The sequence below is a fragment of the Halorubrum sp. ASP1 genome, assembly GCF_005435135.1.
In the GTDB taxonomy this organism is placed as follows: Archaea; Halobacteriota; Halobacteria; order Halobacteriales; family Haloferacaceae; genus Halorubrum; species Halorubrum tropicale.
Map to the genome: position 1 here is coordinate 13,023 of NZ_SGUA01000014.1, position 22,775 is coordinate 35,797.

Here is a 22,775-nt window from a genome sequence, read left to right on the forward strand (position 1 = left end):
GGCAGGGGAGGTCGGCGGCCGTCGAACCGGGAAACCCGCAATCGCTGCCAGAAAACAGTAGTTATTAATCGTGTAGTTCTAACGCGCCACTATGGCAGAGATAGCCATCGAGTACGCCGAGGGGAACCGCCTCCGGTCGGAGGCGGAGACCGCCCGACGGCTCATCGACGCGTACCTCGGCGACCGCCCCGACGTCGACCGCGTCACGCTCGCTCCCTCCGGAGAGTCCGTCTTCTGTGTCAGCGTCGAAGGCGACCGTATCTGGTGTACCGACCCCCGCGAGTGGATCGACGCGATGGAGGCGGTGACGGCCGCGCGGAAACGCCTCTCGGAGGTCTCGTAACGCTCCCGTCCGTCACTCGCCCGACTCGTCCTCGCGGGCCGCCGCGCGCGCGAGCACGAAATCCCGCAGCAGTTTGCCCGCGACCGCCGCCGCCTGCCCGTCGTCGCGGTCGTTCACCTCGACGACGTCGAACCCGTCGGCCCGGGGCGCGACGGCGCGCACGAGGTCCCGGACCTCGCGCGGTTCGAGTCCGAACGGCTCCATCGTTCCGGTTCCGGGGGCGTACCCCGGGTCGAGCCCGTCGACGTCGACGGAGCAGTAGACCGACTCGTCCGCGAAGGCGTCGCCGTCGAGGGCGTCGAGCCAGTCGCGAGCGTCCTCGGGCGCGACGGCCTCCACGTCGGCCTCGGCCGCGCGGTCCCACTCCGCCTCGGAGCCGGTCCGGGCGCCGACGATCACCGCGCGGTCGACGCCCAGGTCGTCGAGACAGCGGCGCGTGACGCAGGCGTGGTTCCACGGGGTCCCGTCGTACGCCTCGCGGAGGTCGAGGTGCGCGTCGACGACGACGAGGGCGTCGGGTTCCACCGCGTCGACGCCGGCGTAGGTGACCGTGTGCTCGCCGCCGAGGAGGAGGGGGACGGCGCCGTCGTAGACGACGCTCCGCAGTTCGGCGGCGAGGTGGTCGAGGTACGCCGGCACGTCGTCCCAGGGACGCACGTCGCCGGCGTCGTGGACGCCCAGCGCGGAGAAGCGGCTGTCCGTGCGGCGGTCGTAGTCGTCGTACGTCTCGGCGAATCGCCGGACCCGGTCCGGTCCGAACCGGGCGCCCGGCTGAAAAGTGGTCGTGGCGTCGAGCGGAGCGCCGACGACCACGTGGGAAGCAGCTTCGCGGTCGGTCGTCGCCCCGGGGAACATGCCGACTACCCGATGATCTTCCGTTGGCCCTCGTAGTCGAGGTACTCGATGTTGTCGTCCGAGGTGAAGTCCTCGCCCTCGGGGATACGCATCGTGAACGTGTCGTAGGTGTCTAAGTCCATCACCTGGACCTCGTCACCGCTGACGTTGACGACCTGTCCCTGCTTGCGCTCGATGATCGGGACCCACACCTTCGCGTCGACCGGCTGCGAGAGCGAGCGCTTCTTGTCGTCGAAGACGCCCTTCCCCTCGACGCGTGCCTTCGCGCTGCCGTGTTTTCCGGGTTTGGCGGTGCTGTAGTGGTTGATCTTACAGGGCGCGTCGTCCATCATCACGTAGCTGCCCTCCTGGAGTTCGCGAACCTGCTTCTGCTCTCGCGGCATGAACGCCATTTCCCGCGGGGCGGGTATAAACGGTTTGGAACCGCGGCGCTGCCGGAATCGGTCCGGCGGCCGAGGCCGTTCCGAGGGCCCGGACCGGACGATCCGGCTGCTCCCGCGGAGGGGAAACACTCAACAGGAGCCGAGTTAGATCGCCGGGCGTGTCCCCGTTCGCTCCCCTCTCGTCGGACGCACCGACCTCGACCGCCGCTATCGGCGACGCCGCGACCCCGAGCGTCGCCTCCGCCGACCCGGCCGCGATCCCCCTGAGCGGCGACGGGCTCGTGCTCGCCGGCGCGGTGATCTCGGCCGGAGTCGCGCTCCTCGCCGGCGTCGTCGCGTACGTCCTCCGCTCGTCCGACGACCGGGTCGACCGCGTCGCCGACGCGCTCGGCGGCGACCTGCCCGCGCCCACCGACGCGCCGCTCCGCGAGGGGGCCGACGCGCCGTCGTCCACCGGCCTTCACGAGGTCGCCGAACACGACGACGGCGACCCGGTGTACGTCCCCGTGGTCCGGGTCCCGCTCGCGACGGCCGACCCCGGGACGGACGGCGTCTACCGCCACGCCGCCCGCGCCGCCGCGGCGCTGCACGACGAGTTCGGCGACGCCCACGTGCGCGGCTACGACGTGGAGTTCGGCCTCGACGACGGGTCGATCGGCGACGTCGGCCGGACGGTGAAACGCGTCGCCGTGACGCCCGGCCTCGCGGAGCGGCTCCGCGACCCGGACTACGATCACCGCGACCTCCGGAGCGACGTCGAGGCCGGCGACGACGGCGACCCCGGCGTCCCCCCGGTCGACTGGGGCGACGCGGTGAACTACGCGAGCGGAAGCGGGTCGGCCGGGGCCGGCGGCGCGGCGGCGGCGTCGGCCGCGGCGACGTAGGGCGCCCCGATCGCGGAAAAAAGCGGTCTACGGGTCGAGCTCGTCGACGTACTCCTCCGGCTCCTCGTCGTCGTCGACGTTCCCGTCCGGCGGGACGAACTGTCCCGTGTACAGGTAGCTGACGAGGAACATGACGATGAAGCCGACGCCGACCGCGGCCGTCGTCCGCACGACGAACGGGAATTCGACGAAGTAGAGCGCGCGGTCGGCGATCGCGATGGCGACGGCCGCGGTCACCAGGATCTTCTGCTCGTCGGTCGGGTCGCGGACGAGCCCGACCACGTCGTCCTTGAGGTCGCCGAGCAGGCCCATCAGGCGTCACCTCCGCTCGTCGCGGCCGCGTCGGACGCCGCCGCACGCTCCTCGATCACGCGGCTCACGCGGTCGAGCCCGTCTGCTAACTCCTCAGTGGGGAGCCCGAACCCGATCCGGAACCGGCCCGGGAAGCCGAACAGGTTCCCGGGCGCGAGGACGACGCTCGCCTCGTCGACGACCGTCCGGCAGAACGCCTCCGCGTCGTCGAACCCGTCGGGGACCGTAACGAACGCGTTGACGCCGACCGGGTCGAGCCAGTCGAGGCCGTGCTCGTCGACCCAGTCCGCGACCCGATCGCGGTGGTCCGCCGCCAGCTCGCGGTTCTCGGTCAAGATGCGGTCCTCGCGCGCGCCGAGCGCCTGCTTCGCGACGTGTTGGCCGAACAGGCTCGGCGAGATGGTCGTGTAGTCCTTCCACTGCCACGCGCGCTCGACGACGGGCTCCGGGCCGGCGATCCAGCCGAACCGCAGCCCGGCGAGCCCGTACGCTTTCGTCAGGCTCGTGGTCGAGATCCCGTGCGCGCCGTAGCTCGCGACCGGCGGCTGCGGCTCGTCGGCGAGCAGGCGGTACACCTCGTCGCAGAGCAGGTAGGCGTCGCGCTCGACCGCGACGTCGTACACCGCTCGCATCGCCGCCTCGTCGTGGTACTGTCCGGTGGGGTTGTTCGGGTTGTTGACGACGATCACGGCGGTGTCGTCGCGGGCCGCGTCGGCGACCGCGCCGGGGTCCAGCTCCCACTCGGGCGGCTCCAACTCGACGCGGGTCACGTCCCCGAAGGCGTCCGGCACGGCGTGGAGCGCCTGGTACGTGGGCGTGACGACGACGGCGTGGGTGCCGGAGCCGACGCCGGTCTCCCCGCCCTCCCCGTCGACGGCGGTCTCGTCGCCGAGCAGCGAGAGGAACGTCAGGAAGTTCGCCTCCTGGGTGCCGCACGTGAAGAGGACCTCGTCGGCGGACCGGTCGTAGCGGTCGCCGACGGACGCCCGGAACTCGGGGTCGCCGTTCGTCGGGATGACGTAGCCGAGCTTCCCCGGGTCGAGGTCGAACCGACTCGCGTCGAGCGACCGGACGCCGCTCTCGGCCAGCATGATGTCGGCCTCGTGTTCGTGCTCCGCGAACCAGCGTTCGAGGCCGAACGGGTCGATGCGCATGGGCGTCCTCGGGGAGGCGCGAGGTTAGGTGCTGTGGTCTCGGGCGCCCGGTACGGGTTCGAGGCGGGCCGCGACCACCACAACGACTTTCCTCGCCGATCGCGACGGGGTGACATGGTTCTCAACCGGCAGCGGCTGTTGGCCGCCCTGTTCGTCGCCCTGGCGACGCTCGCGGCGGCCGTGCTGGCGGAGGTGCTGCGGACGGTCGTCTTCGCGGTCACCGTCGCGTACGTCCTGTACCCCCTCCGGCAGCGGCTCGTCGGCCGGGGACTCCCACGCCGGATCGCCTGCGGCGTCGCCACCGCGGTCGCCTTCCTCGGCGCCACGCTCCTCGTGGCGCCGCTCCTGTACGCGCTGTACCGGCGGCGGGCGGAGCTGATCGCCATCCTCGAAGGGATTCCAGACGTCGTCCCGATCAGCGTCGGCGACTTCGAGACGGCGATCGAGGTCGCGCCGTACGTCGCGGCCGCCGAGGCCTTCGTCCGCGACGTCGCGCTCGCGCTGGCGGGCGCGGCGCCCGTCCTCGTCTTGGAGCTCGTCGTGTTCACCTTCCTCGTGTACGGCATCCTCTACCGGCCGGGAGCGGTCGGCGCCGCCGTCTTCGGCGTCCTGCCGCCGGAATACCACGACGTCCCCGCTCGGCTCCACGAGCGGACGCGACGGACGCTGTACTCGATCTACGTGCTTCAGGCGGCGACGGCGGCGGCGACGTTCCTCCTCGCGCTCGTGGTGTTCCGCGTCCTCGGCTACGGCTCGCCGGTCCTGCTGGCCGTGATCGCCGGCGTCCTCCAGTTCATCCCCGTGGTCGGCCCGAGCATCCTCATCGTCGCTCTCGGCGCCGGCGACGTACTCGTCGGTCAGCCCGGGCGAGCGATCGCCGTGCTGGTGATCGGCCTCGTCGTCGTCGCCTTCGTCCCCGACGCGGTGATCCGGACCCGGCTCGCCGGCTGGACCGGGAAGATATCCCCGGGGCTGTACTTCGTCGGCTTCGTCGGCGGCATCCTCACGCTCGGCGCGGTCGGGGTCATCGTCGGCCCCCTCGTCGTCTCGCTGCTGCTCGAGGTGATCGACATGCTCACCGAACACGGCGCCACGGGGTCCGTCGCGCACGAACCCCGCTCCGTCGCGCAGGAGGCCGGCCCCGTCGAGGGGCGCGAGGACTCGTCGGACTGACCGGCGCCCGATCCACCTCCCCCTCTCCGCCGCCGGTACCGCTTTCCCTCCGCCGACCGTCGTCACGGTATCCGATGCCCCCGACGGATCTCCCCACCGCGGTCGGCGACGCCCCGACGCTCGCTTCGCGACGCCTCGACGACCTCCCCGAGCGCGTGGCCCGCTCGCGGCCGGCGGACGGCGACGACGCCATCGACGTGTTCGCCCCGGCGACCGGCGAGCGGATCGGACGCGTGCCGGCCTGCGACGCGGACGACGTGGCGGCCGCCGTCGAGCGCGCGCGAGACGCGCAGGCCGAGTGGGCCGAGACGCCCGCGGCGGAGCGCGCCCGGGTCGTCGACCGGTTCGGCGACCTCGTCGCGGACCGTCGCGAGACGCTGCTCGACCTCCTGCAGTTGGAGACGGGCAAGTCCCGGCGCACCGCCGTCGAGGAGCTGTTCGACGTGCCGACCGGCTGCGCGTACGTCGCGAGCGAGGCGCCGGACGCGCTGGCCGAGGAGCGCCGCCGGGGGGTCGCGCCCGGGATCACGACCGCGACGGTCACCCGCGAGCCGGTCGGCGTCGTCGGAGTCATCTCGCCGTGGAACTACCCGCTCACCCTCTCGATGGCGGACGCGATCCCCGCCTTGGCCGCCGGCAACGCGGTCGTGCTCAAGCCCGACGAGAAGACGCCGTTCGGGGCCCTCCTGCTCTCCGAACTGCTGGAGGTCGCCGGCCTCCCGGCGGACCTGTTCCAGGTGGTCACCGGCGAGGGGCCGCGGGTCGGGCCGCCGCTGATCGACGCGGTCGACTACGTCGCGTTCACCGGCAGCACGGCGACCGGGCGGACGATCGCGGAGCGCGCGGGGCGGAACCTGATCGGCTGTTCGCTGGAGCTCGGCGGCAACAACCCGCTCGTCGTCCTCGGCGACGCCGACGTCGAGGAGGCCGCCCGCGGCGCGGTCCAGGCCTGCTTCTCGAACGCGGGCCAGCTCTGCCTCTCCGCCGAGCGGATCTACGTCGTCGAGTCCGCGTACGACGCCTTCCTCGACGCGTTCGTTCGCGAGACGGAGGCGGTGACGCTCGGCACGGGGTACGACTACGACGCCGACCTCGGGTCGCTCGTCGACGCCGACCAGCTGGCCCGGGTCGAGTCGCACGTCGAGGACGCCCGCGAGCGCGGCGCGACCGTCGAGACCGGCGGCCGCGCGCGGCCCGACGTGGGACCCTCCTGCTACGAGCCCACCATACTGACCGGCGTCGAGCCCGACGCGACGGTCGCCTGCGAGGAGACGTTCGGGCCCGTGGCCGCCGTGACGCCGGTCCCGGACGCCGACGCGGCGATAGCGGCCGCGAACGACTCTCCCTACGGGCTCAACGCGAGCGTCTGGACCGCGGACCGCGAGCGCGGCGCCGAGATCGCCCGCGAGATCGACTGCGGCACGGTGAACGTCAACGACGCGTTCCTCGCCACGTGGGGCGCGAACGACGCGCCGATGGGGGGGTTCGGCGACTCCGGGCTCGGTCGGCGACACGGGCCGGAGGGGATCCGGCGCTACACGGAGACGCGGACGGTGGGCGTCTCGCGGGTCGGCCCGCTGACGTTCCCGGACCGGATCCCGACCGACTGGTTCGTCCGCGGCGCGTTCGCGGCGATGGGGGTCGGGCGGCGAGCGAGCCGCGCGGTCGACGCGGTCAGACGGCGCTTCTCGCGCCGCTGAGGGAGCGCGTCGAGCCGACGACCCGCGACCGAGGCGCCGGACGCCGCCTCACTCCCCGTCGTCGATCAGGTCGCCGAACACGGAGGCCGCGGTGTCCGGAACGTCGAAGTCGTGGTAGTGCTCGCCCTTCTCGTTCGAGAGGATGTTGAGCGCGGCGGCCGCGCCGTCGCCCGCGGAGATGACAGCCTGCCACTCCTCGGCGCGGGCCATCGCGCCCGTCGCGTAGGCGCCCTCGACGCTGGTCTCCATCGAGACGCCGACGCTGACGGTGTCGTCGTCGTCGAACGCGCAGCCCAGCTCCTCCGCGAGGTCGCGGTTCGCGCCCGTCGCGAGGACGACGTAGTCGGCGTCGTACTCGTCCTCCTCGGTCGTCACGGCGAAGCCGTCGTCGGTCGACTCGACGCCGGTGACCTCCTCGCCCTGATGGCGGTCGACGCCGAAGTCGTCGACCTGCTGGCGCGCGGTCGCCATGAACTCGCTGCCGCCGACGGAGCCGACGCCGAGGTAGTTGAACAGGTGCGCCTTGTGCATCCACGTCCCGTCCGTGTCGAAGAGGACGGTGTCGAGGCCGTTCTTGCTCGCGAACAGTCCCGCGCTCAGTCCGGCCGGTCCACCGCCGACGATTGCGACGTCTGACATGGCCGCCATATCACCGCGCCCGGACATAAGCGTTGACGGAAGCAGGGATCGACGGGACGGGCCGAGACGAGTCGGCTGCGACGACGACGCGCCGACGACGGACCCGGCGATTTACGCCCCGAAATCGTCGAGCGAGCCGTCGGGAGCGTCGTCGCCCTCCTGACCGACGTTCCGATCACCCTCCTGGCCGTCGTTCCTGTCGCCTTCCCCGTCGCCGTCTCCTCCCCCGCTCTCATCGCCGGGCTCACCCCACGGGTCGTTCGGGTCGACCGGTTCGACGGCGCGGTCGAGCTCGTCGGCCTCGTACTCGGTGTCCTCGTCGAGGATCATCGCGAGGCGCTGCCAGCGCGCGCTCTGGTCGTCCTCGCCCTCGGGCCCGACCCGGGCGCCGTGGGTCTTGAAGAAGCGGGTGCCGCGCCCGCGCTTCGAGCCCTCGCCGGTGTGGCCGTCGAAGACCGCGTCGAACTCGCCCTCCGGTTCGAGATCACCGACCGGGAAGTCGTGCGCCGGCTCCTCGCCGCGCTCGCGGGCCTCGGCGCGGACCTCTGCGACGGCGGAGAAGTAGGCGTCCGCGTTCGACGCCTCCCGGGTTGAGCGGGCGCGGGCGGCCGCGAGCGCGGCGTGAATCGCACAGAGGCGGCCCTTCCACGCGTCCGGCTCCCAGCGCTCGGTGGCGAGCTCCTCGTAGCGGTCGATCAGGAGCGCGACCTCGTCGCCCGCGCGGAGGTCCTCGACGACGTAGAGGTTGAGGCGGTCCCAGAGGTTCCAGGCGTACCCGGAGCGGGCCAGCTCCCAGGCCGCCCACGCCGCGACCTCCTCGTCGGAGCGCCGGACCGCCTTCTGGAGGAGGCTGGAGACGACGTACCGGCTGTACCCGCCGTCCGTCTCGTTCGGCTCCTTCTCCTCGCCGAAGTCGTTCTCGCCCGTCGCGTCCGGCGTCGTCTCGGTTTCGAGGCTCCCGTCCGACCCGAACGTCGCCTGTCTGTCGTCGCCGTCGGCCATGCCCTCGCTCCCGCCGCGAGCGACTTAACTGCCGCGCGGCGGCGCGACGGGAACGCGGCGCGAGGCGGCCGTCGAGTCGGTCGATCCGCGCTGCGGTACGGCGGATCACACCTGTTCTGAAAGGGAACCCTTAAGTCGAATCCGGCGGCTATGTTTCGGTAACCGCCCTTAGCTCAGCCTGGTAGAGCAGTCGACTGTAGATCGACTTGTCCCCCGTTCAATTCGGGGAGGGCGGACTGAACCTCACCACTCGTGAGCGACAGCGAGCGGTTGACGCCTATACTCTCGGTGCGAGATTAACTCGGACGTGTTGGGTCGCACCACTGCTACGTGGGCGTGGCGCTGTCGCTGTTCGGTTTCGCGTCGATCTGGCCGTACTATCCGGCGACGGGCGCGGGCTTCGCGTTCATCGGCCTGCTCGTCGCGCTCGACGATGTGATCGAGCACATGACGCCGTATTCGACACCGCTCGATCTGGTGTGGAAGAAAGTCATCTATCCGATTATATTACGAATAGAGGAGTAATCACCGACATCCGAAGCCTAGTCGTATTTCTCCTTCAACTCGGAATACAACATCCGCTCTTTATTCCGACCGGATCTGACGTAGTAGGTGTAGTCAATTGCGACTGGCTCTTCTACATCTGGAATGTCTACGATCAGTATGTTTACATCCTGTGCTGTCTCTATGTGTATTTCAGCAGCTAGTGGTGGCTTAAGCTTAGACCGCAGGAAGCCAGATATTCTATTGTCTAAGTTATCGGGCTTCTCTACGCCGTATATCTCCCCTTGATCATCCACTCCAAGTAGTAGAACTCCTCCTTTATGATTAGCCAATGCCGCAACCTCAGTGCCTAACTTTTTGACTGAGTTATCTGGTAGTTGCCTTTTGAATTCTGTACGTTCTCCCTCTCCCCCTCTTATTATTTCTGTTAGCCTTCGCCCATCGTATTCCTGCTGATTACGTGTGTTTGTGGAGGTTGGAGGTGAACGTCTCATGCTGTGCTCGTCCAGATACTGTACCAACGAATCCTCGTCAAGGGTCATCTCCTCGATCTCAACTACCCCTTCTGATTCGAGCTCCTTGACATGAGTTTCTATCATCCTATACTGGTGAGATCCTTGACCGGAGTAGTCGGTCGCCGCGTGAGTGAACACTACCCAACCCCGCAGCATTCCCGTTTCCTCTAATCCCCAACCTGTTGTATCGATGGCGTAAGAGTAGTCGTTTCCAGGGCCTGTTGGATGTACAAACCTTCTAAATTGTATCGGCGTATCCGTGTCTAGTCTTTCACGCATTCTTCTCAATCCAAACAAAGTCATGAAGATACCAACCGGCCTAGGTCCTGCTAATACGTCATTTGCCCTAGTGGCGAAATCCCATAAGAAGATGCGATTGAGTTGCTTTTCCTGACTAACTACTGGGTCGGGGGCACCGGAGAGTAAGTTCTCAATGGCTGTAGGCCTCTCATTTATATTCAGCTCAAACAGATTTTCTCGCCTCCGACCGTGCCGGTCCTCGAATGGGTCCAACAGCGCTTCGCGAGCGGTTCTAAACTCTAAATCCAATTCTTTCCAATCTTCTACAGCGAGCAAATCATCCCTTAGGATGTCAATATCACAAACATCCGGTTCTAAAATAGAATACGCCCAAAAGAGGGTGTCCCTGTATGACTCAAAATTCTCGTCTAATTCTTCCAGATTGCTCCGGTTATCTAACCATCCATATTGAAACGCCTCAGGATATCCTCTAGTCGCATCGTTTGCGTAGGTAACCAATGAAAAACATGCCAGATATTTCCTGATCTCTTCTTCCGATGGTTCTGTGGCGTAGGTCCCATATTCATCCAATACATCCTCAAACGGTAGCAAAAGTTGCTTTCTAAGGTTTGAAATGGCCTCACTAAGGTACTCGGCATTGTGCGCCGAGTGAATTTGATCATCAATTCTATCTATGTATTTTAACAAATTCGCTGCTTCCGAATTTGCTCGCAGTGAGTCGATATCAGCTATCTCGCCTCGTGCTCTTCGGAATTCGAGGTTTGTGTCAATATGAAATACTTCTGGAAAGCTTGTGAGCTTGTCTTGAAATGACTGAAGACAAGCCCTAACCAAAATTCGATAGCCGTCAAGATATTCCTCTATCGGCTCTTCACGACTCCTCTGAACCCATTTAGTATACGAATCAATATCTGATATCGTGGAGAGAGAATGGTGAATGCCGAGTGCTTCTGCGCCAGGGCTCATGGTTCACGATATAATCAAACGAATATAAGTTTACTACCCTCTCACACGAAACACTGCGTCCGCTCCTCGGTATGCTCACTAACGACCTCGTCGACGCCCTCCCGATCGACCATAGCCGCATATAGCGCCTCGCCGGTCGTCATCAGCTCGCTCATGTCGTCGGCTTCCTCGATCCCTTCCTCCCACGCTTCACGTTCACCCGGACGAAAGATCCTACGTGTATCGGTCAGCGAAACCGCTCGATCGCGGCCGAGCGTGACGGCAGGGCCGCCACCACCCGACTTTTCACGGCTCCCGGCTACAAGTGGCTATGAGCGTTCGCTGGCGGCTGATCGCCCTCGTCGCCCTCGTCCTACTGGCCGGCTGCGCCGGCGCGCCGGTCACGGACACGGGCTCCGGCTCGCAGCCCACCGCCCTCGACTCGCCGCCCGCCGATCCGGACGGCGTCGACCCCGACGACACGGCCGACACGGCGTGGACGGGCACCGTCGTCCGCGTCGTCGACGGCGACACGATGGAGGTCGAGTTCCCGAACGGCGAGGTCGACACCGTCAGGCTCCTCGGCGTCGACACGCCCGAGACGAGCGCGGAGTCGACCTCCCCCGCCGAGTTCGAGGGCATCCCGGAGACGGATGCCGGACGCACGCACCTCGCGACGTGGGGCGGCGAGGCGTCGGCGTTCGCGGAGTCGAAACTCGCCGGCGAGGAGGTCACGGTCGTGACCGGGGGCGACCGCCGAGGCGGCTACGGGCGCCTGCTCGCGGTGCTGTACGTCGACGGCGAGGACTTCAACGAGCGCCTGCTGACCGAGGGGTACGCCCGGTTGTACGACACCGAGTTCGCGAAACGCGACGCGTACGCGGCCGCCGAGGCGGACGCGAGGGAACGCGGCGCCGGCCTCTGGGCGTTCGACGAGGCCGAGTCCTCCGCCGAGACGGGCGAGGTCGACGGCGCGGACCTCCGGCCGCCCTCCCGGCTCGAAGCCGCGGGGACCGCGGCCTCTGTGTCGGCGTAACACACTTAAGAGCGCGCTCGGTAGGGTGTCGTAGTGGCATCCCGACAGGGCGGGTCGGGGGACGCGGAGCCCCTCGGGCCCGGATCGACGGAGCGTCGGACCGCCTCCACGACCGCCGCAGCGAGCCGGCAGGCAGACGCGCGACACCGGTCCCCGCCGGAGTCGCCGGCGTGCCGCCGCGCTCGGGCCGGACGAACCGATCGGTCCGCGGACTATCGGTCGGTCAACCCGCCGCACGGCGGGGAGGCCGCCGCCCGGACGCCGGAGGATCCGCCGGTCCGGGACCCCTCTCTGTACGCGCTGACCGACCACTTCCGCGAGCGGCTCGAACAGCCCGGTCGGTACGTGTCGACACGCACCGTGAGCGACGCGATCCGGGAGGGTCAGTTGCGGTGGAACAGCACCGACGGCTGGCGGTTCGCCCTCGTCGAGGGGGGCGTCCGCTTCGTCGTGGTCGTGAGCGACACCGAGACGGACTCTCCGGTCGTCGTCACCGGCTGGACCGAGGTCGCGGACCGCGAGGCGGCGTTAGAGGCCCCGCGGTGGGACGGCGTCGACGTCGACACCATCGCCGTGCGGGCCGCGCTGAGCGAGTCGGCCGCGACGCCGATTCCCGACCGGATCCGCCCCCGAACGGTTACCCGCCCGTTCGAGGTGGGCGAGCATCGACTCGAAACCGAGCCCGGCGAGCCGTTCGTGCGCTGTACGGAGTGCGGCTGCCGGTTCCGCTCGAAGGAGGGGATCACGTCGCGGCGGTGTCGACAGCGGTCGCCCGGACGGTAGCGGTCGAGCTCCGACGTATCCATTTATACACAACTGTCGAGCGACGAATACCGCTCGGCCGTGAATCTGCGGTGCGGTGGCGGGACTCGAAGGGGCAGTCGCGAGGCGGGGATAGGCGATACAAGGACCGCAAGGAGCGAGCGAAGCGAGCGACTGAGGACCGCAACGAGCGTGCCCCCGCCTCGCGACCGGGGCTTCGGCGGTGTGCGTGTCGACGGTAGCAGCTATTGATAACTAGCCGACCGGATCGCCGTCTCGGACGCGGAATCGGCTCGGACGACTCTCTGGCGTCGGTTATAATCCGATGAAGTCGTCGAGTTCGACGTCGGTCACGTGGCCGCCGCACGCCGCGCACTCCTCCACGTAGTCCGGGGCCGCACCGCCTTCCATGTGGAGGTTACCGCACTCGGTACACACCTGGAATTCGGCGTCTAACATGCGGTCGAGCGTTTTTCGAAGCTCTCGTATATGCCTTGTGTCGAGCGCCGTCGCCGCTCGGACCGCCTGCCCGGTGACGCTACCCCTTTCCGCCTCGCGGTCGAAGCGACGGTGATGACCGACGACACCGGCGACGGCCCCGCCGGCGACGATGCCGCCGAATCCGACGACGACATCTCACTCGACCGCTTTCACGAGGCGCTCGAAGCCGAGGAGCGGCCGGTCACGACCGCGAGCGAGGTCGCGCGCAGACTCGGAACCTCGCAGGCCGCGGCCCGAGACGCGCTCGCCGCGCTCGTCGACCGCGGCGACGTGGACCGGCTCGACGTCGAGGCCGACCCCGTGGTGTTCTACCCCCGCGACTGGGGGGCGTTGGCGAGCCGCGAGCGCGTCGTGGTCTTCCCGAAGCGCCGCGAGATCGTCGTCGACCGACCTACCCAGTACACCCGCGCGCGGCTCTCGCAGTTCGCGAACCTCGTCGACACCACCGGCACCGAGCCGGGGACCCGCGGCTACCTCTATCGGATCCGGCAGGAGGACGTGTGGGCCGCGCCGTTCGACGACGACGACGGGCTCGTCGGCGCGCTCCGCTCGGTGCTGCCCCGCCGGTACGACCACCTCGAAGACTGGGTGCGCGACCAGTGGCGGCGCGCGCACCGGTTCCGGCTGTACACCCACGAGGACGATTACGTCGTCCTCGAAGCCGCCTCGGAGAACCTGATGGGGAACGTCGCCGACCAGCACCTCGACGACGACCACCTCCGCGCGCCCATCTCGGACACGGAGGCGTGGGTCAACGAGGCGGCGGTCGCGGCGGTCAAGCGCGCGCTCTACGACGCCGGCTACCCCGTCGAGGACGACCGCGACTTAGAGACGGGCGACCCCGTCGAGATCGAACTCACGACCGACCTCCGCGACTACCAGGCCACGTGGGTGGAGACGTTCCTCGACCGCAAGTCCGGGGTGTACGTCGGCCCGCCGGGCTCCGGCAAGACCGTCGCCGCGATCGCGACGATCGCCGCGGTCGGGGGCGAGACGCTCATCTTGGTCCCCTCCCGCGAACTCGCCGAGCAGTGGCGCGAGGAGCTGCTCGACCACTCGACGGTCGACCCGGCCGACATCGGGCTGTATCACGGCGGGACGAAGGACATCAGCCCCGTCACGATCGCGACCTACCAGATCGCGGGGATGGACCGCCACCGGAGCCTCTTCGACTCCCGCGAGTGGGGGCTGATCTGCTTCGACGAGGCACACCACGTCAGCGCCCCCGTCTACTCCCGGACCGCCGAGCTCCAGAGCAAGCACCGGCTCGGGCTCTCGGCGACGCCCGTCAGCGAGACCGGCAGCGAGGAGGAGATATACACCCTGATCGGTCAGCCCATCGGCGCGGACTGGGACGCGCTGTTCGAGGCCGGCTTCGTCCAGGAGCCCGAGGTCGAGATCCGGTACGTCCCGTGGCGCGAGGAGATGGCCCGCAACGAGTACGCGGCCGCGGACGGGCGGGAGCGCAGACGGCTCGCGGCCGAGAACCCCGCCAAGGTCGAGGAGATCCGCTACCTGCTCGCCGCGCACCGCGACAAGAAGGCGCTCGTCTTCGTCGAGTACCTCGACCACGGGGAGGCGATCGCCGACGCGCTCGGCGTCCCGTTCGTCAGCGGCGAGACGCCGCACCGCGAGCGCGCGGAGCTGTTCCGCCGGTTCCGCGCGACGGACGACACCGACGAGGACGCCGACGGCGACCTCGACGTGCTCGTCGTCTCCCGCGTCGGTGACGAGGGGATCGACCTCCCGAACGCGGAACTCGCGGTCGTCGCGAGCGGGCTCGGCGGCTCCCGGCGACAGGGGTCGCAGCGCGCCGGCCGGACGATGCGCCCCACCGGCTCCGCGCTCGTCTACGTCCTCGCGACGCGCGGGTCGAGCGAGGAGGAGTTCGCCCAGCGGCAGATGCGCCACCTCGGCCGGAAGGGCGTCCGCGTCCGCGAGACGAACGTCGCGGAGTGACCGGAGGCGCGGTCCCTTTCGCCGGGGGTCCGGGGAGACCCGAGTCGGCCCGTCAGAGCGAGTCCGCCAGGCTCTCGGCCGCCGCTCCGATCGCTCCCTCGTTCTCGACGAACCGCACGGGCGCGTTCTGGTCCCTCGCGTACTGGAGCGCCGCGGAGCGGTTGAGGTCCTGCTCGAAGTCGATCTGCCGTTCGGTGACCCCGTCGAGGTCGCGGTCGCTCTCCCGCCGCCGTTCGAGGATCGTCGACGGCTCCGCCTCCACGAGGACGAACGCGTCCGGCGAGACGTCTTCGAGCACTTCGACCGGGAGCCCCTGGACGTAGCCGGTCTGCGTTTCGACCGCGAGGTGCGTCGAGAGGATCACGTTCGTCGTCGCCGCCTCCTCGGCGACGAACTCGCCGGCGCGACGCTGGAGGCGACGCGTCTCCGTCTGCGAGAGCGTGCCGAGCTGGGCCCGCTCGGTCGTGATGCACATTGCCGCCGCCTGTTCGAGCATCACGTCGCCGAAGTTGATCAGCTTGTACCCGTCGCCGAGTCCGCGTCGAACCGCCTGACAGACGCTGGAGAGGCCGACGCCGTTGACCCCCGACACGAGCGTGACGGACATCAGAAGCTCACCTCGTTCTCCTCGTCCCCCGGCATTCCGCCGCGGTCGTCGTAGTACCGGCGGCCGATGAACTGGGCGCCGACGAGCATCATCAGCGTGTCGTAGAGGTCGTCCGCCGAGTCGAACGTCTCGACGTCCGATCGGTCGATGACCGCCCGAATCGTCGTTGACTCCCCGTCCGGCGGCGACAGCGTCGTGTCACCGACCGTTTCCAGCACCTCACTCCGGGGTGCCGGAAACTCCAACCTCCTCGCGAACAGGTCCCGTGTCTCTGGTAAGCGCATTCATACCATATGATAACGCACGTGAGGATAAGTGTGTATGTACCACGGGGCGTCGTCGCGTCTCCCGAGCGTTCCCCCCGCGCTGTCGCCGACGCCTCGGACCCGACTCCGGCCCGTCGCCGGGCGAAGCTTTCAACACGCGCTCCGGCGACTTCGCGACATGGACGCTGACGAGCCCTCGCCCGCGGCGGATCCGACCGCGCCCGACGACCCGCCCCCGACCGTCGCCGAGGCGGTCGTCGACGCCATGCTCGACCGCGGCGTCGACACCGTCTTCGGTATCCCCGGCAAGCAGACGCTCCCGCTGAACCGGGCGCTCGCCGACCGCGACGCGCGGTTCGTCGTCGCCCGCCACGAGACGGCCGTCCCGCATCAGGCGTGGGGGTACGCCGAGACGAGCGAGCCGGACGCGATGGCGGCCACCTGCGTCGTCCCCGGTCCGGGAGACACCAACGCGATGAACGGGCTGAAGAACGCCCTCAACGACTGCGTCCCGCTGCTCCACCTCGCCGTGGAGACCGAGCGGTCGGTCCGCGGCGGCGACGGCATCCACGAGACGCCGCCGGAGACGTACGACACAGTCGTCAAGGAGAACGTCCTCGTCGACTCGCCGGCGGGCGCGGTCCCCGCGGTCGTCGAGGCGATCCGCTCCGCGCGCGAACACCCGCAGGGGCCGGTCCGCGTCGGGATCCCGAAGGACGTGCTCGCGAGCCGCACGCCGCAGTCGGTCGTCGGCGACCGCGACCCCTCGCCGCCGCCGACCGCGCCCCCGGACGCGGTGCGAGACGCCGCGGACCCCTTGGCCGACGCGGCGACGCCGGTCGTCCTCGTGGGCGGCGGCGTCAGGCGATCGGGCGCGAGCGAGGCGCTCCGGTCGGTCGCCGAGACCCTGGACGCTCCCGTGGTGACGACGTACAAAGGGAAGGGGACGCTGCCCGAGACCCACCCGCTGTCGGCCGGCGTCCTCTGTGGCGGCGCGAGCGCGGACCTCCGCGACCTGCTCGCGGGCGCGGACGTCGGCCTCGTCGTCGGCTCCGACCTCGACGCGGTCGCGACCGCCTCGTGGTCCGTCTCGATGCCGGAGACGCTGATCCACGTCACGCTCGACGGCGACGACGTGGGGTTCGGCTACGACGCCGACCTCGGCGTCGTCGCCGACGCCGACCGCTTCCTGCGCGACCTCGACGGCGCGCTCGACGGAGAGCCCCCGGCGAGCCGCGAGCGCGCCGGCGCCGCGCGCGCCGAGGCCGTCCGCGCGGCCGACCGCGATCGGTTCGCCGCGCTCTCGGAGGACCGCGGTTCCGACGATCCGCTCCGCTCCGTCGAGGTGCTCTCCGCGGTGCGCGACGCGGTCCCCGAGGACGCCGTCGTCACGGCCGACGCGGGCGGGTTCCGGCTGTGGACGCTCGTCTCGTTCCCCGCCGCGGGGCCGCGGTCGTACGTCAACCCCGGCTCGTGGGCGACGATGGGGACCGGGCTCCCCTCGGCGATGGGGGCCAAGCTGGCGAACCCGGAGCGCGACGTCGTCGCGCTCACCGGCGACGGGGGACTCATGATGTGCGTCCACGAGCTCCACACGCTGGCGAGCGAGGGGATCGACGTCACCGTCGTCGCGCTCAACAACGACGACTACGCGATCATCAGCGAGGAGGCGGAGCGCTCGTACGACTTCTCGGCCGGGAGCTACGGCTGGGCGGAGACCGGCCTCGACCTCGTCGCGGTCGCGTCCGGGATGGGGCTGCCCGCGGAGCGCGTCCGCGAGCGCGACGCGGTCGGCGACGCCGTCGAGCGCGCCCGGATCCGGGAGGGACCGGCGCTCGTGGAGGTCGTCACCGACCCGGGCGAACCGCAGGCGAGCGAGTGGATGACCGGCCCTCGCCCCGGCGAGTAGCCGCTCCGTTTCACGGCGAGCGTTTCCGAGATCTGAAGCGAACTATATCTGGGTCTGCTCCCGACTGCGCGTATGCGTAACCCGTGGGTCCACGACGACGTGCCGGACGACGCTGGCGGCGGATACGACGGTCCCGTCCGCCTGCTGGCGCTGCTCGTGTGGGGGTCGCTGGCCCTCCTCGTCGGCGGGTTCGTCCTCCTCTCCGGGGCCGGCGTCGTCGACCTCGCGGACGGCGGCTCGCTGGGCGAAGTCGTCACGGGTGTCGTCGCCGCGCTCGCCCTCGGGCTGGCGCTCCCGGTCCTGTTGAAGTTGCTCGCGGTCTCGCGGGCGCTCGCGCTCCTCGGGTTCCTCGGGACCACCGCGGTCGTCGGCCGGTTCGTGATCGCCCGCGAACCGGAGCAGTTCCGGGCCCTGCTCGACGCGCGCGACGGTCTGGTCGAGAGCGCCGATTCGCTCGGCGGCCTCTTCGACGTCGTCGACTCGATGTCGCCCGCGGCGGTCGACGCCGTGACGACCGCACTCGGAATCACGCCATCGGTGACCGACGCCGCGACGGCGCTCGTCGACGCCGCGGTGACCGCTCTCGTCGCGGTCCCGACGGCGTGACCGCGGCTCTCGCGGACCCCCTGTGACCGGGACTCGATCGACCGACTCCCCGAGTCCCACCGCGTTCACCCGGACGTGAGTCTTAACAACACCCGTCGTGAATTCCGCCCATGACGCATCCGAACGACGTCGCCGTCGGCATCGTCGGCCTCGGCGGCATCGGGTCCCACCACGCGACGAAGCTGGTCGAGCGCGGCGCGAATCTGGTCGGCGGCATGGACATCGACGGCGACGCCCGCGCGCGGTTCCTCGAGGAGTTCGGCCGCCCCGCGTACGAGGACGAGGCGGCCCTCTACGAGGAGTGCGACGCCGTGTTGGTCACCACGCCGAACCGCTTCCACGAGGAGTACGCCACCTCGGCGCTGGGAGCCGGCCTCGACGTGCTCTTGGAGAAGCCGCTGGCGCACACGGTAGCGAGCGCCGAGCGCATCGCCGACGCCGCCCGCGACGCCGAGGGGTTCTGTATGGTCGGGTTCAACAACCGGTTCGCGGAGCCGGTCCGGGTGATCAAACACTACCAGGACGAGGGGCGGTTCGGGGAGACCACGCACGTCGAGGCGAACTACGTGCGGCGGCGCGGCGTCCCCGGGCGCGGGTCGTGGTTCACCTCCGCCGACGTCGCCGGCGGCGGCGCGCTCATCGACATCGGCGTCCACGCGGTCGACCTCGCGCTCTACTTCCTCGATCACCCCGAGGTCGTCGAGGTGTCGGGCGAGACGCGCTCGGAGTTCGGCGGCCGCGACGACTACGCGTACGTCCACATGTGGGGCGACGACGCCGGGCCGGAGGGGTTCGACGTCGACGACTCGGCCTCGGCGTTCATCCGCGCGGCCGACGGCTCCACGGTGTCGCTGGAGGTCGCGTGGGCGACGAACCGCCCGGCGACCGACGAGTTCGTCGTCCGGGGCACCGAGGCGGGAGCGACGTTCGACCGCGGCAGCGACGACCTCACCGTCCACGAGGCGGGCGTCGGCGGCGGCCACCACCTCACGGACGCGAGCGTGGAGACGCGCGAGGGGGACGCTCACGCGGCCGAGCAGGCGACGTTCCTCGAAGCGGTCGCGGCGGGCGAGGCGCCCGCGATCAACACCGTCGAGGAGGGGCTCCGCGTCCAGCGCGTCATCGACGCCATCTACCGGTCCTCGGAGGCCGGCGCGGCGGTCCGACTGGACTGACCGCGCCACGCCCGAACCGGTCGGCCGGCGGGCGACGGCATCCGCGATGGGAACCTATTCGGTGTTGGGGACCGTTCCCGGCGACAACTCGTGACCAGCGACCCCGGCCCGACGCCGCCCTCCGAACGGATCACCAGCCTCGACGCCCTCAGGGGGTTCGCGCTGCTCGGCATCCTCGTCATCAACATCCGCGTGTTCTCGATGCCGGAGCAGACCCTGCTGAACCCCAACGTGTACGGCGACTTCACCGGGATCGACTACTGGGCGTGGTTCGTCGGCCACGTGTTCGCGCAGTCGAAGTTCATCACGGTCTTCTCGGCGCTGTTCGGCGCCGGCGTCCTCCTGTTCATCGAGAGCAAAGCGGAGAAGGGCCAAGACGCCGTCCGCCTCCACCTCCGCCGGACCGCGGTGCTGATCGCGATCGGACTCCTCCACGCGTACCTGCTCTGGTACGGCGACATCCTCGTCACGTACGGGCTGACCGGGATCTTCCTCCTCTTCGTCCGCGACCTCGACGCGCGCCGGCTCGCCGGCCTCGCGGGGATCTTCCTTCTCTTCGTCCCCGCGATCGAACTGTTCGCGGCGGTGTCGATCGGCGGGGAGGCGATCGCCGGCCAGTGGATGCCCTCGGAGGCCGCGATACGGCAGCAGGTGGCCGCCTACCGCGGCGGGTGGATCGACCAGATGAGCCACCGCGTCGACTCCTCGCTCCAGCGACAGACGAGCGGGTTCATCGGGTCGAGCTTCTGGCGGGTCGGTGGCGTGATGCTGCTCGGGATGGCGCTGTACAAGCGGGGCGTGCTGACCGCCGAGCGCTCGACCGCGTTCTACCGGCGGCTCGTCGCGGGCGGCGTCGTCGGCGTCGCGATCGTCGTCGCGGGCGTCGCCTACGTCGAGGCGAACGACTGGAGCGCGGGCGCCGCGCTGTACTGGCGGCAGTTCAACTACGTCGGGAGCCTCCTCGTCGCCGGCGGCTACGTCGGCCTCGTCACGCTGTTCGTCCGGCGGCGCGGCGAGGGGCTCGTGACCCGCGCGCTCGCCGCGGTCGGCCGGACCGCGTTCACGAACTACCTGCTCCAGACGGTGATCGCGACGACGATATTCTACGGCCACGGCCTCGGGCTGTTCGGCTCTGTCAGCCGCGTCGAGGCGATGGGGATCGTCGTCGCCATCTGGGCGGTTCAGGTGCCGCTCTCGGTGCTCTGGCTGCGCCACTTCCGGTTCGGCCCGGTCGAGTGGGTGTGGCGGACGCTCACTTACGGAGAAGCGCAGCCGATGCGCCTCGAAGGCTGACCGGCGCCGCGCCCCCTCGGCGCCCCTAGCCAAGCGCGCGTTCTCCGAACTGAGACTCGCGAGGACACGTTGAACACCCGCCCGCCGAACCTCCCTCCATGACCGGCTTCGACGTCCACGACCACCGCCACGAACTGAAACAGCTCCGCGACTCAGGCCGGACGAGCCTCTGGGAGAACAGGGAAGCGATGGCGTGTCCCGTGTGCGACGACGTCTTCTCGCGGCTCTTCGTCACGCGGCAGGCGGGGACCACGTTCCCCGAGAACGACGGCGCGCGGTTCTGTCTGCTCCGCGACGACGACGCCGTCTACCTGTTCAGGCACTGAGCGCACGGGGGATCGGGTCCCGGCGCGGTCAGTCGTCGCCGACGGGGTCGACGCCGGGGTCCGGATCGTCGATGTAGCGGTCGGTCCACGTCCCCCGCGAGAACCACGCGACGCCGACCGCCGCGCCGAGAACGTTCCCGAGCGCCATCCCGACCCACACGCCGGTCTCGCCCCAGTCGGCCACGAACACGAGGTACGCCACGCTCGCGACCCGGCCGACCCAGAGGGTGACGATGGAGATGACCATCGCGGTCTTCGTGTTGCCCGCGCCGCGGAACGCGCCTAAGATTACCTGCGAGACGCCGATGAAGGCGAACTCGACCGACCGGATCCGAACGTAGTCGACCGCGTGGCCGATGGTCGCCGGCGCGTCCGGCACGTCGCCGAGGAACGCCCCGACGATCGGTTCGGTGAACGCCACGGCGACGACGGCGACGAGGAACATCACGCCCGCGCCCGTCGTGGCGGCGAACTTCACCGCCCTGCCGGCGCGGTCGGCGCGGTCCGCGCCGAGGTTCTGCCCGACCATCGTGTCGATGGCGCGCCCGAGCCCCATCGCGGGCAGGAAGACGAGCGAGATGAGGCGGTTGCCGAGACCGTAGGCGGCGACCACCGGCGGCGAGAACGTGACGATCATCGCGGTCAGCGTGATCATCGCGAGGGCGCTCGTCGTCTGCTCGACGCTGGACGGGAGGCCGAGCCGGAAGATGTCCCGGATGAAGTCGAGGTCGGGCGCGAGGTGGCTGACGGTCACGTTCGGGCCGTAGCCGGTCCCGAACAGGATCCACATTCCGATGGCGGTCGCGACGCCCCGCGAGAGGATGGTCGCGAGGGCGGCGCCCTGGATCCCGAACCCGGTGATCCCGGTCGCCGAGAGCAGGCTCGCCTCGAGCGCGACCGGGTCGAGGGCGGCGACGCCCGGCACCGCGGCCAGCCACTGGAACAGCGGATTCCCGTCGAACCCGAAGATGAAGAACGGGTCCAGCAGGACGTTCAACAGGACGGAGACGAACATGACCGCCATCGGCGTCCGCGTGTCGCCGTAGCCGCGCATCAGCGCCGAGAAGACGAAGAACCCGAACATCAGGGGAATCCCGGCGAATATCACCTCCATGTAGTCGGCCGCGAGCGGGATCACGGTGGCGGCCGTGTCGGCGTCGCTCGGGAGGATCTCCAGGGCCGGTCGGGTGTAGAAGTACCCGCCGATGCCGATGAGCACGGACAGCACCGAGACGGTGAAGATGGTCTGTCCGGCCACGAGGCCGGCGGACCCGTCGCCGTCGGCGCCAGTGTACTGCGCGACGAGGATCGCGCCCGCGGTCGTGAAGCCGCCGGCGACCGCGATCAGCAGGAAGATGAGCGGGAACGCGAGGCTGATCGCGCCGACGGCCTCCGCGGAGAGCCGGCCGAGGTAGAGGGTGTCGACGATGTTGTACGTGACCTGTAGCAGCTGGATGACGACGATCGGCCACGCCAGTCGGAACAGCGGGCGGAGGAGGCTCCCCTCGGTGATCGACTCGTCGTCGAGGGGACCGTCGTCGTCGGGACCGCTCGACGGCCCGGCGACGACGTCGTCCGGCCGGTCGCCGGAGGGATCGTCGGGCGAACCGTCGGCGGAGGAGCCGTCGGAGTCGGCAGCGGGCTCGTCGCTCACTGCCGTAACAC

At 69.5% G+C, this 22,775-nt stretch carries 24 protein-coding genes and 1 tRNA gene; 14 read left to right on the forward strand and 11 right to left on the reverse strand.

Annotated features, from left to right (window positions below; all coding sequences use genetic code 11):
* Positions 1 to 91 precede the first annotated feature (91 nt).
* Positions 92 to 343, forward strand: coding sequence for a SelT/SelW/SelH family protein (locus tag EXE48_RS16050; RefSeq protein WP_053772633.1), 252 nt, complete (start codon positions 92 to 94; stop codon positions 341 to 343).
* Between the two features lie 12 nt (positions 344 to 355).
* Here EXE48_RS16050 and speB read toward each other — a convergent pair whose 3' ends face one another.
* Positions 356 to 1,198, reverse strand: coding sequence for an agmatinase (gene speB / locus EXE48_RS16055; protein ID WP_137712032.1), 843 nt, complete (start codon positions 1,196 to 1,198; stop codon positions 356 to 358).
* 5 nt (positions 1,199 to 1,203) lie between these two features.
* Positions 1,204 to 1,581: a translation initiation factor IF-5A gene (locus EXE48_RS16060; protein ID WP_017344606.1), complete on the reverse strand. Its 378-nt coding sequence runs from the start codon at positions 1,579 to 1,581 to the stop codon at positions 1,204 to 1,206.
* 158 nt (positions 1,582 to 1,739) lie between these two features.
* On the opposite strand from EXE48_RS16060, the gene EXE48_RS16065 reads away from it, so the two are divergent.
* Positions 1,740 to 2,465: a hypothetical protein gene (locus EXE48_RS16065; protein ID WP_240471176.1), complete on the forward strand. Its 726-nt coding sequence runs from the start codon at positions 1,740 to 1,742 to the stop codon at positions 2,463 to 2,465.
* Positions 2,466 to 2,492: 27 nt separating this feature from the next.
* Here the strand turns inward: EXE48_RS16065 and EXE48_RS16070 are convergent, their stop codons facing one another.
* Together EXE48_RS16070 and EXE48_RS16075 are read right to left on the reverse strand one after the other, a co-directional pair.
* The gene (locus EXE48_RS16070) at positions 2,493 to 2,777 is read right to left on the reverse strand and encodes a hypothetical protein (protein ID WP_137704395.1); all 285 of its coding nucleotides are present in this window, start codon (positions 2,775 to 2,777) and stop codon (positions 2,493 to 2,495) included.
* On the reverse strand, positions 2,777 to 3,931 hold the full coding sequence (locus EXE48_RS16075) for an aminotransferase class I/II-fold pyridoxal phosphate-dependent enzyme (protein ID WP_137704394.1): 1,155 nt from the start codon (positions 3,929 to 3,931) through the stop codon (positions 2,777 to 2,779). The genes EXE48_RS16070 and EXE48_RS16075 overlap by 1 nt, the downstream gene beginning before the upstream one ends.
* Before the next feature lie 114 nt (positions 3,932 to 4,045).
* On the opposite strand from EXE48_RS16075, the gene EXE48_RS16080 reads away from it, so the two are divergent.
* Positions 4,046 to 5,104 (forward strand): AI-2E family transporter, encoded by a 1,059-nt coding sequence (locus EXE48_RS16080; RefSeq protein WP_137704393.1) that lies wholly within the window; start codon positions 4,046 to 4,048, stop codon positions 5,102 to 5,104.
* A 74-nt stretch (positions 5,105 to 5,178) separates the two neighbouring features.
* Entirely contained in the window at positions 5,179 to 6,804 is a 1,626-nt protein-coding gene (locus tag EXE48_RS16085) for a succinic semialdehyde dehydrogenase (protein WP_137712033.1), read from the forward strand.
* 48 nt (positions 6,805 to 6,852) lie between these two features.
* Here the strand turns inward: EXE48_RS16085 and EXE48_RS16090 are convergent, their stop codons facing one another.
* Entirely contained in the window at positions 6,853 to 7,443 is a 591-nt protein-coding gene (locus EXE48_RS16090; protein ID WP_121600638.1) for an NAD(P)/FAD-dependent oxidoreductase, read from the reverse strand.
* A 111-nt stretch (positions 7,444 to 7,554) separates the two neighbouring features.
* Complete coding sequence (locus EXE48_RS16095) at positions 7,555 to 8,445, reverse strand: hypothetical protein (protein ID WP_121600637.1); 891 nt, start codon at positions 8,443 to 8,445, stop codon at positions 7,555 to 7,557.
* Positions 8,446 to 8,607: 162 nt separating this feature from the next.
* On the opposite strand from EXE48_RS16095, the gene EXE48_RS16100 reads away from it, so the two are divergent.
* Positions 8,608 to 8,681 (forward strand) — tRNA-Tyr (locus tag EXE48_RS16100).
* A gap of 94 nt (positions 8,682 to 8,775) precedes the next feature.
* Positions 8,776 to 8,970, forward strand: coding sequence for a hypothetical protein (locus EXE48_RS16105; protein ID WP_241992031.1), 195 nt, complete (start codon positions 8,776 to 8,778; stop codon positions 8,968 to 8,970).
* A 17-nt stretch (positions 8,971 to 8,987) separates the two neighbouring features.
* On the opposite strand, the gene EXE48_RS16110 is transcribed toward EXE48_RS16105, so the two are convergent.
* Positions 8,988 to 10,691, reverse strand: coding sequence for an AlbA family DNA-binding domain-containing protein (locus EXE48_RS16110; protein ID WP_137712034.1), 1,704 nt, complete (start codon positions 10,689 to 10,691; stop codon positions 8,988 to 8,990).
* Positions 10,692 to 11,001: 310 nt separating this feature from the next.
* On the opposite strand from EXE48_RS16110, the gene EXE48_RS16115 reads away from it, so the two are divergent.
* A complete protein-coding gene (locus tag EXE48_RS16115; protein ID WP_137712035.1) occupies positions 11,002 to 11,706 on the forward strand; it encodes a thermonuclease family protein in 705 nt (234 codons plus the stop codon).
* A 33-nt stretch (positions 11,707 to 11,739) separates the two neighbouring features.
* Complete coding sequence (locus EXE48_RS16120; protein ID WP_137712036.1) at positions 11,740 to 12,489, forward strand: hypothetical protein; 750 nt, start codon at positions 11,740 to 11,742, stop codon at positions 12,487 to 12,489.
* Positions 12,490 to 12,783: 294 nt separating this feature from the next.
* On the opposite strand, the gene EXE48_RS18860 is transcribed toward EXE48_RS16120, so the two are convergent.
* Positions 12,784 to 12,927, reverse strand: coding sequence for a hypothetical protein (locus EXE48_RS18860; protein ID WP_167551923.1), 144 nt, complete (start codon positions 12,925 to 12,927; stop codon positions 12,784 to 12,786).
* A gap of 114 nt (positions 12,928 to 13,041) precedes the next feature.
* Here EXE48_RS18860 and EXE48_RS16125 point away from each other — a divergent pair, with 114 nt between their 5' ends.
* Positions 13,042 to 14,928 carry a DEAD/DEAH box helicase gene (locus EXE48_RS16125; protein WP_053772623.1) on the forward strand — a complete coding sequence of 629 codons (1,887 nt, stop codon included), beginning with the start codon at positions 13,042 to 13,044 and terminating at the stop codon, positions 14,926 to 14,928.
* A 52-nt stretch (positions 14,929 to 14,980) separates the two neighbouring features.
* Here the strand turns inward: EXE48_RS16125 and EXE48_RS16130 are convergent, their stop codons facing one another.
* Together EXE48_RS16130 and EXE48_RS16135 are read right to left on the reverse strand one after the other, a co-directional pair.
* Positions 14,981 to 15,535, reverse strand: a complete 555-nt coding sequence (locus tag EXE48_RS16130; RefSeq protein ID WP_137712037.1) for an adenylate kinase — start codon at positions 15,533 to 15,535, stop codon at positions 14,981 to 14,983.
* Positions 15,535 to 15,819, reverse strand: a complete 285-nt coding sequence (locus EXE48_RS16135) for a DUF5789 family protein (RefSeq protein ID WP_137712038.1) — start codon at positions 15,817 to 15,819, stop codon at positions 15,535 to 15,537. The genes EXE48_RS16130 and EXE48_RS16135 overlap by 1 nt, the downstream gene beginning before the upstream one ends.
* Before the next feature lie 160 nt (positions 15,820 to 15,979).
* On the opposite strand from EXE48_RS16135, the gene EXE48_RS16140 reads away from it, so the two are divergent.
* The 5 genes from EXE48_RS16140 (at position 15,980) to EXE48_RS16160 (ending at position 21,110) form a co-directional block, all read left to right on the forward strand.
* The gene (locus tag EXE48_RS16140) at positions 15,980 to 17,710 is read left to right on the forward strand and encodes a thiamine pyrophosphate-binding protein (RefSeq protein ID WP_137712039.1); all 1,731 of its coding nucleotides are present in this window, start codon (positions 15,980 to 15,982) and stop codon (positions 17,708 to 17,710) included.
* A 72-nt stretch (positions 17,711 to 17,782) separates the two neighbouring features.
* On the forward strand, positions 17,783 to 18,316 hold the full coding sequence (locus EXE48_RS16145; RefSeq protein ID WP_137712040.1) for a hypothetical protein: 534 nt from the start codon (positions 17,783 to 17,785) through the stop codon (positions 18,314 to 18,316).
* 110 nt (positions 18,317 to 18,426) lie between these two features.
* A complete protein-coding gene (locus EXE48_RS16150) occupies positions 18,427 to 19,491 on the forward strand; it encodes a Gfo/Idh/MocA family protein (RefSeq protein ID WP_137712041.1) in 1,065 nt (354 codons plus the stop codon).
* A 90-nt stretch (positions 19,492 to 19,581) separates the two neighbouring features.
* Positions 19,582 to 20,784 carry a DUF418 domain-containing protein gene (locus tag EXE48_RS16155; RefSeq protein ID WP_053772617.1) on the forward strand — a complete coding sequence of 401 codons (1,203 nt, stop codon included), beginning with the start codon at positions 19,582 to 19,584 and terminating at the stop codon, positions 20,782 to 20,784.
* A gap of 98 nt (positions 20,785 to 20,882) precedes the next feature.
* Positions 20,883 to 21,110, forward strand: coding sequence for a DUF7385 family protein (locus tag EXE48_RS16160; RefSeq protein ID WP_053772616.1), 228 nt, complete (start codon positions 20,883 to 20,885; stop codon positions 21,108 to 21,110).
* A 28-nt stretch (positions 21,111 to 21,138) separates the two neighbouring features.
* Here EXE48_RS16160 and EXE48_RS16165 read toward each other — a convergent pair whose 3' ends face one another.
* A complete protein-coding gene (locus EXE48_RS16165; RefSeq protein ID WP_137712042.1) occupies positions 21,139 to 22,764 on the reverse strand; it encodes an MATE family efflux transporter in 1,626 nt (541 codons plus the stop codon).
* Between the last annotated feature and the right edge of the window lie 11 nt (positions 22,765 to 22,775).

What these genes read in the sequence shown, in the direction of transcription:
- EXE48_RS16050 (WP_053772633.1), top strand. Translation starts at nt 92, where the DNA reads ATGGCAGAGATAGCCATCGAGTACGCCGAGGGGAACCGCCTCCGGTCG.
- speB (WP_137712032.1), bottom strand. Translation starts at nt 1,198, where the DNA reads ATGTTCCCCGGGGCGACGACCGACCGCGAAGCTGCTTCCCACGTGGTC.
- EXE48_RS16060 (WP_017344606.1), bottom strand. Translation starts at nt 1,581, where the DNA reads ATGCCGCGAGAGCAGAAGCAGGTTCGCGAACTCCAGGAGGGCAGCTAC.
- EXE48_RS16070 (WP_137704395.1), bottom strand. Translation starts at nt 2,777, where the DNA reads ATGGGCCTGCTCGGCGACCTCAAGGACGACGTGGTCGGGCTCGTCCGC.
- EXE48_RS16075 (WP_137704394.1), bottom strand. Translation starts at nt 3,931, where the DNA reads ATGCGCATCGACCCGTTCGGCCTCGAACGCTGGTTCGCGGAGCACGAA.
- EXE48_RS16080 (WP_137704393.1), top strand. Translation starts at nt 4,046, where the DNA reads ATGGTTCTCAACCGGCAGCGGCTGTTGGCCGCCCTGTTCGTCGCCCTG.
- EXE48_RS16085 (WP_137712033.1), top strand. Translation starts at nt 5,179, where the DNA reads ATGCCCCCGACGGATCTCCCCACCGCGGTCGGCGACGCCCCGACGCTC.
- EXE48_RS16090 (WP_121600638.1), bottom strand. Translation starts at nt 7,443, where the DNA reads ATGTCAGACGTCGCAATCGTCGGCGGTGGACCGGCCGGACTGAGCGCG.
- EXE48_RS16095 (WP_121600637.1), bottom strand. Translation starts at nt 8,445, where the DNA reads ATGGCCGACGGCGACGACAGACAGGCGACGTTCGGGTCGGACGGGAGC.
- EXE48_RS16110 (WP_137712034.1), bottom strand. Translation starts at nt 10,691, where the DNA reads ATGAGCCCTGGCGCAGAAGCACTCGGCATTCACCATTCTCTCTCCACG.
- EXE48_RS16115 (WP_137712035.1), top strand. Translation starts at nt 11,002, where the DNA reads ATGAGCGTTCGCTGGCGGCTGATCGCCCTCGTCGCCCTCGTCCTACTG.
- EXE48_RS18860 (WP_167551923.1), bottom strand. Translation starts at nt 12,927, where the DNA reads ATGTTAGACGCCGAATTCCAGGTGTGTACCGAGTGCGGTAACCTCCAC.
- EXE48_RS16125 (WP_053772623.1), top strand. Translation starts at nt 13,042, where the DNA reads ATGACCGACGACACCGGCGACGGCCCCGCCGGCGACGATGCCGCCGAA.
- EXE48_RS16130 (WP_137712037.1), bottom strand. Translation starts at nt 15,535, where the DNA reads ATGTCCGTCACGCTCGTGTCGGGGGTCAACGGCGTCGGCCTCTCCAGC.
- EXE48_RS16135 (WP_137712038.1), bottom strand. Translation starts at nt 15,819, where the DNA reads ATGCGCTTACCAGAGACACGGGACCTGTTCGCGAGGAGGTTGGAGTTT.
- EXE48_RS16140 (WP_137712039.1), top strand. Translation starts at nt 15,980, where the DNA reads ATGGACGCTGACGAGCCCTCGCCCGCGGCGGATCCGACCGCGCCCGAC.
- EXE48_RS16145 (WP_137712040.1), top strand. Translation starts at nt 17,783, where the DNA reads ATGCGTAACCCGTGGGTCCACGACGACGTGCCGGACGACGCTGGCGGC.
- EXE48_RS16150 (WP_137712041.1), top strand. Translation starts at nt 18,427, where the DNA reads ATGACGCATCCGAACGACGTCGCCGTCGGCATCGTCGGCCTCGGCGGC.
- EXE48_RS16160 (WP_053772616.1), top strand. Translation starts at nt 20,883, where the DNA reads ATGACCGGCTTCGACGTCCACGACCACCGCCACGAACTGAAACAGCTC.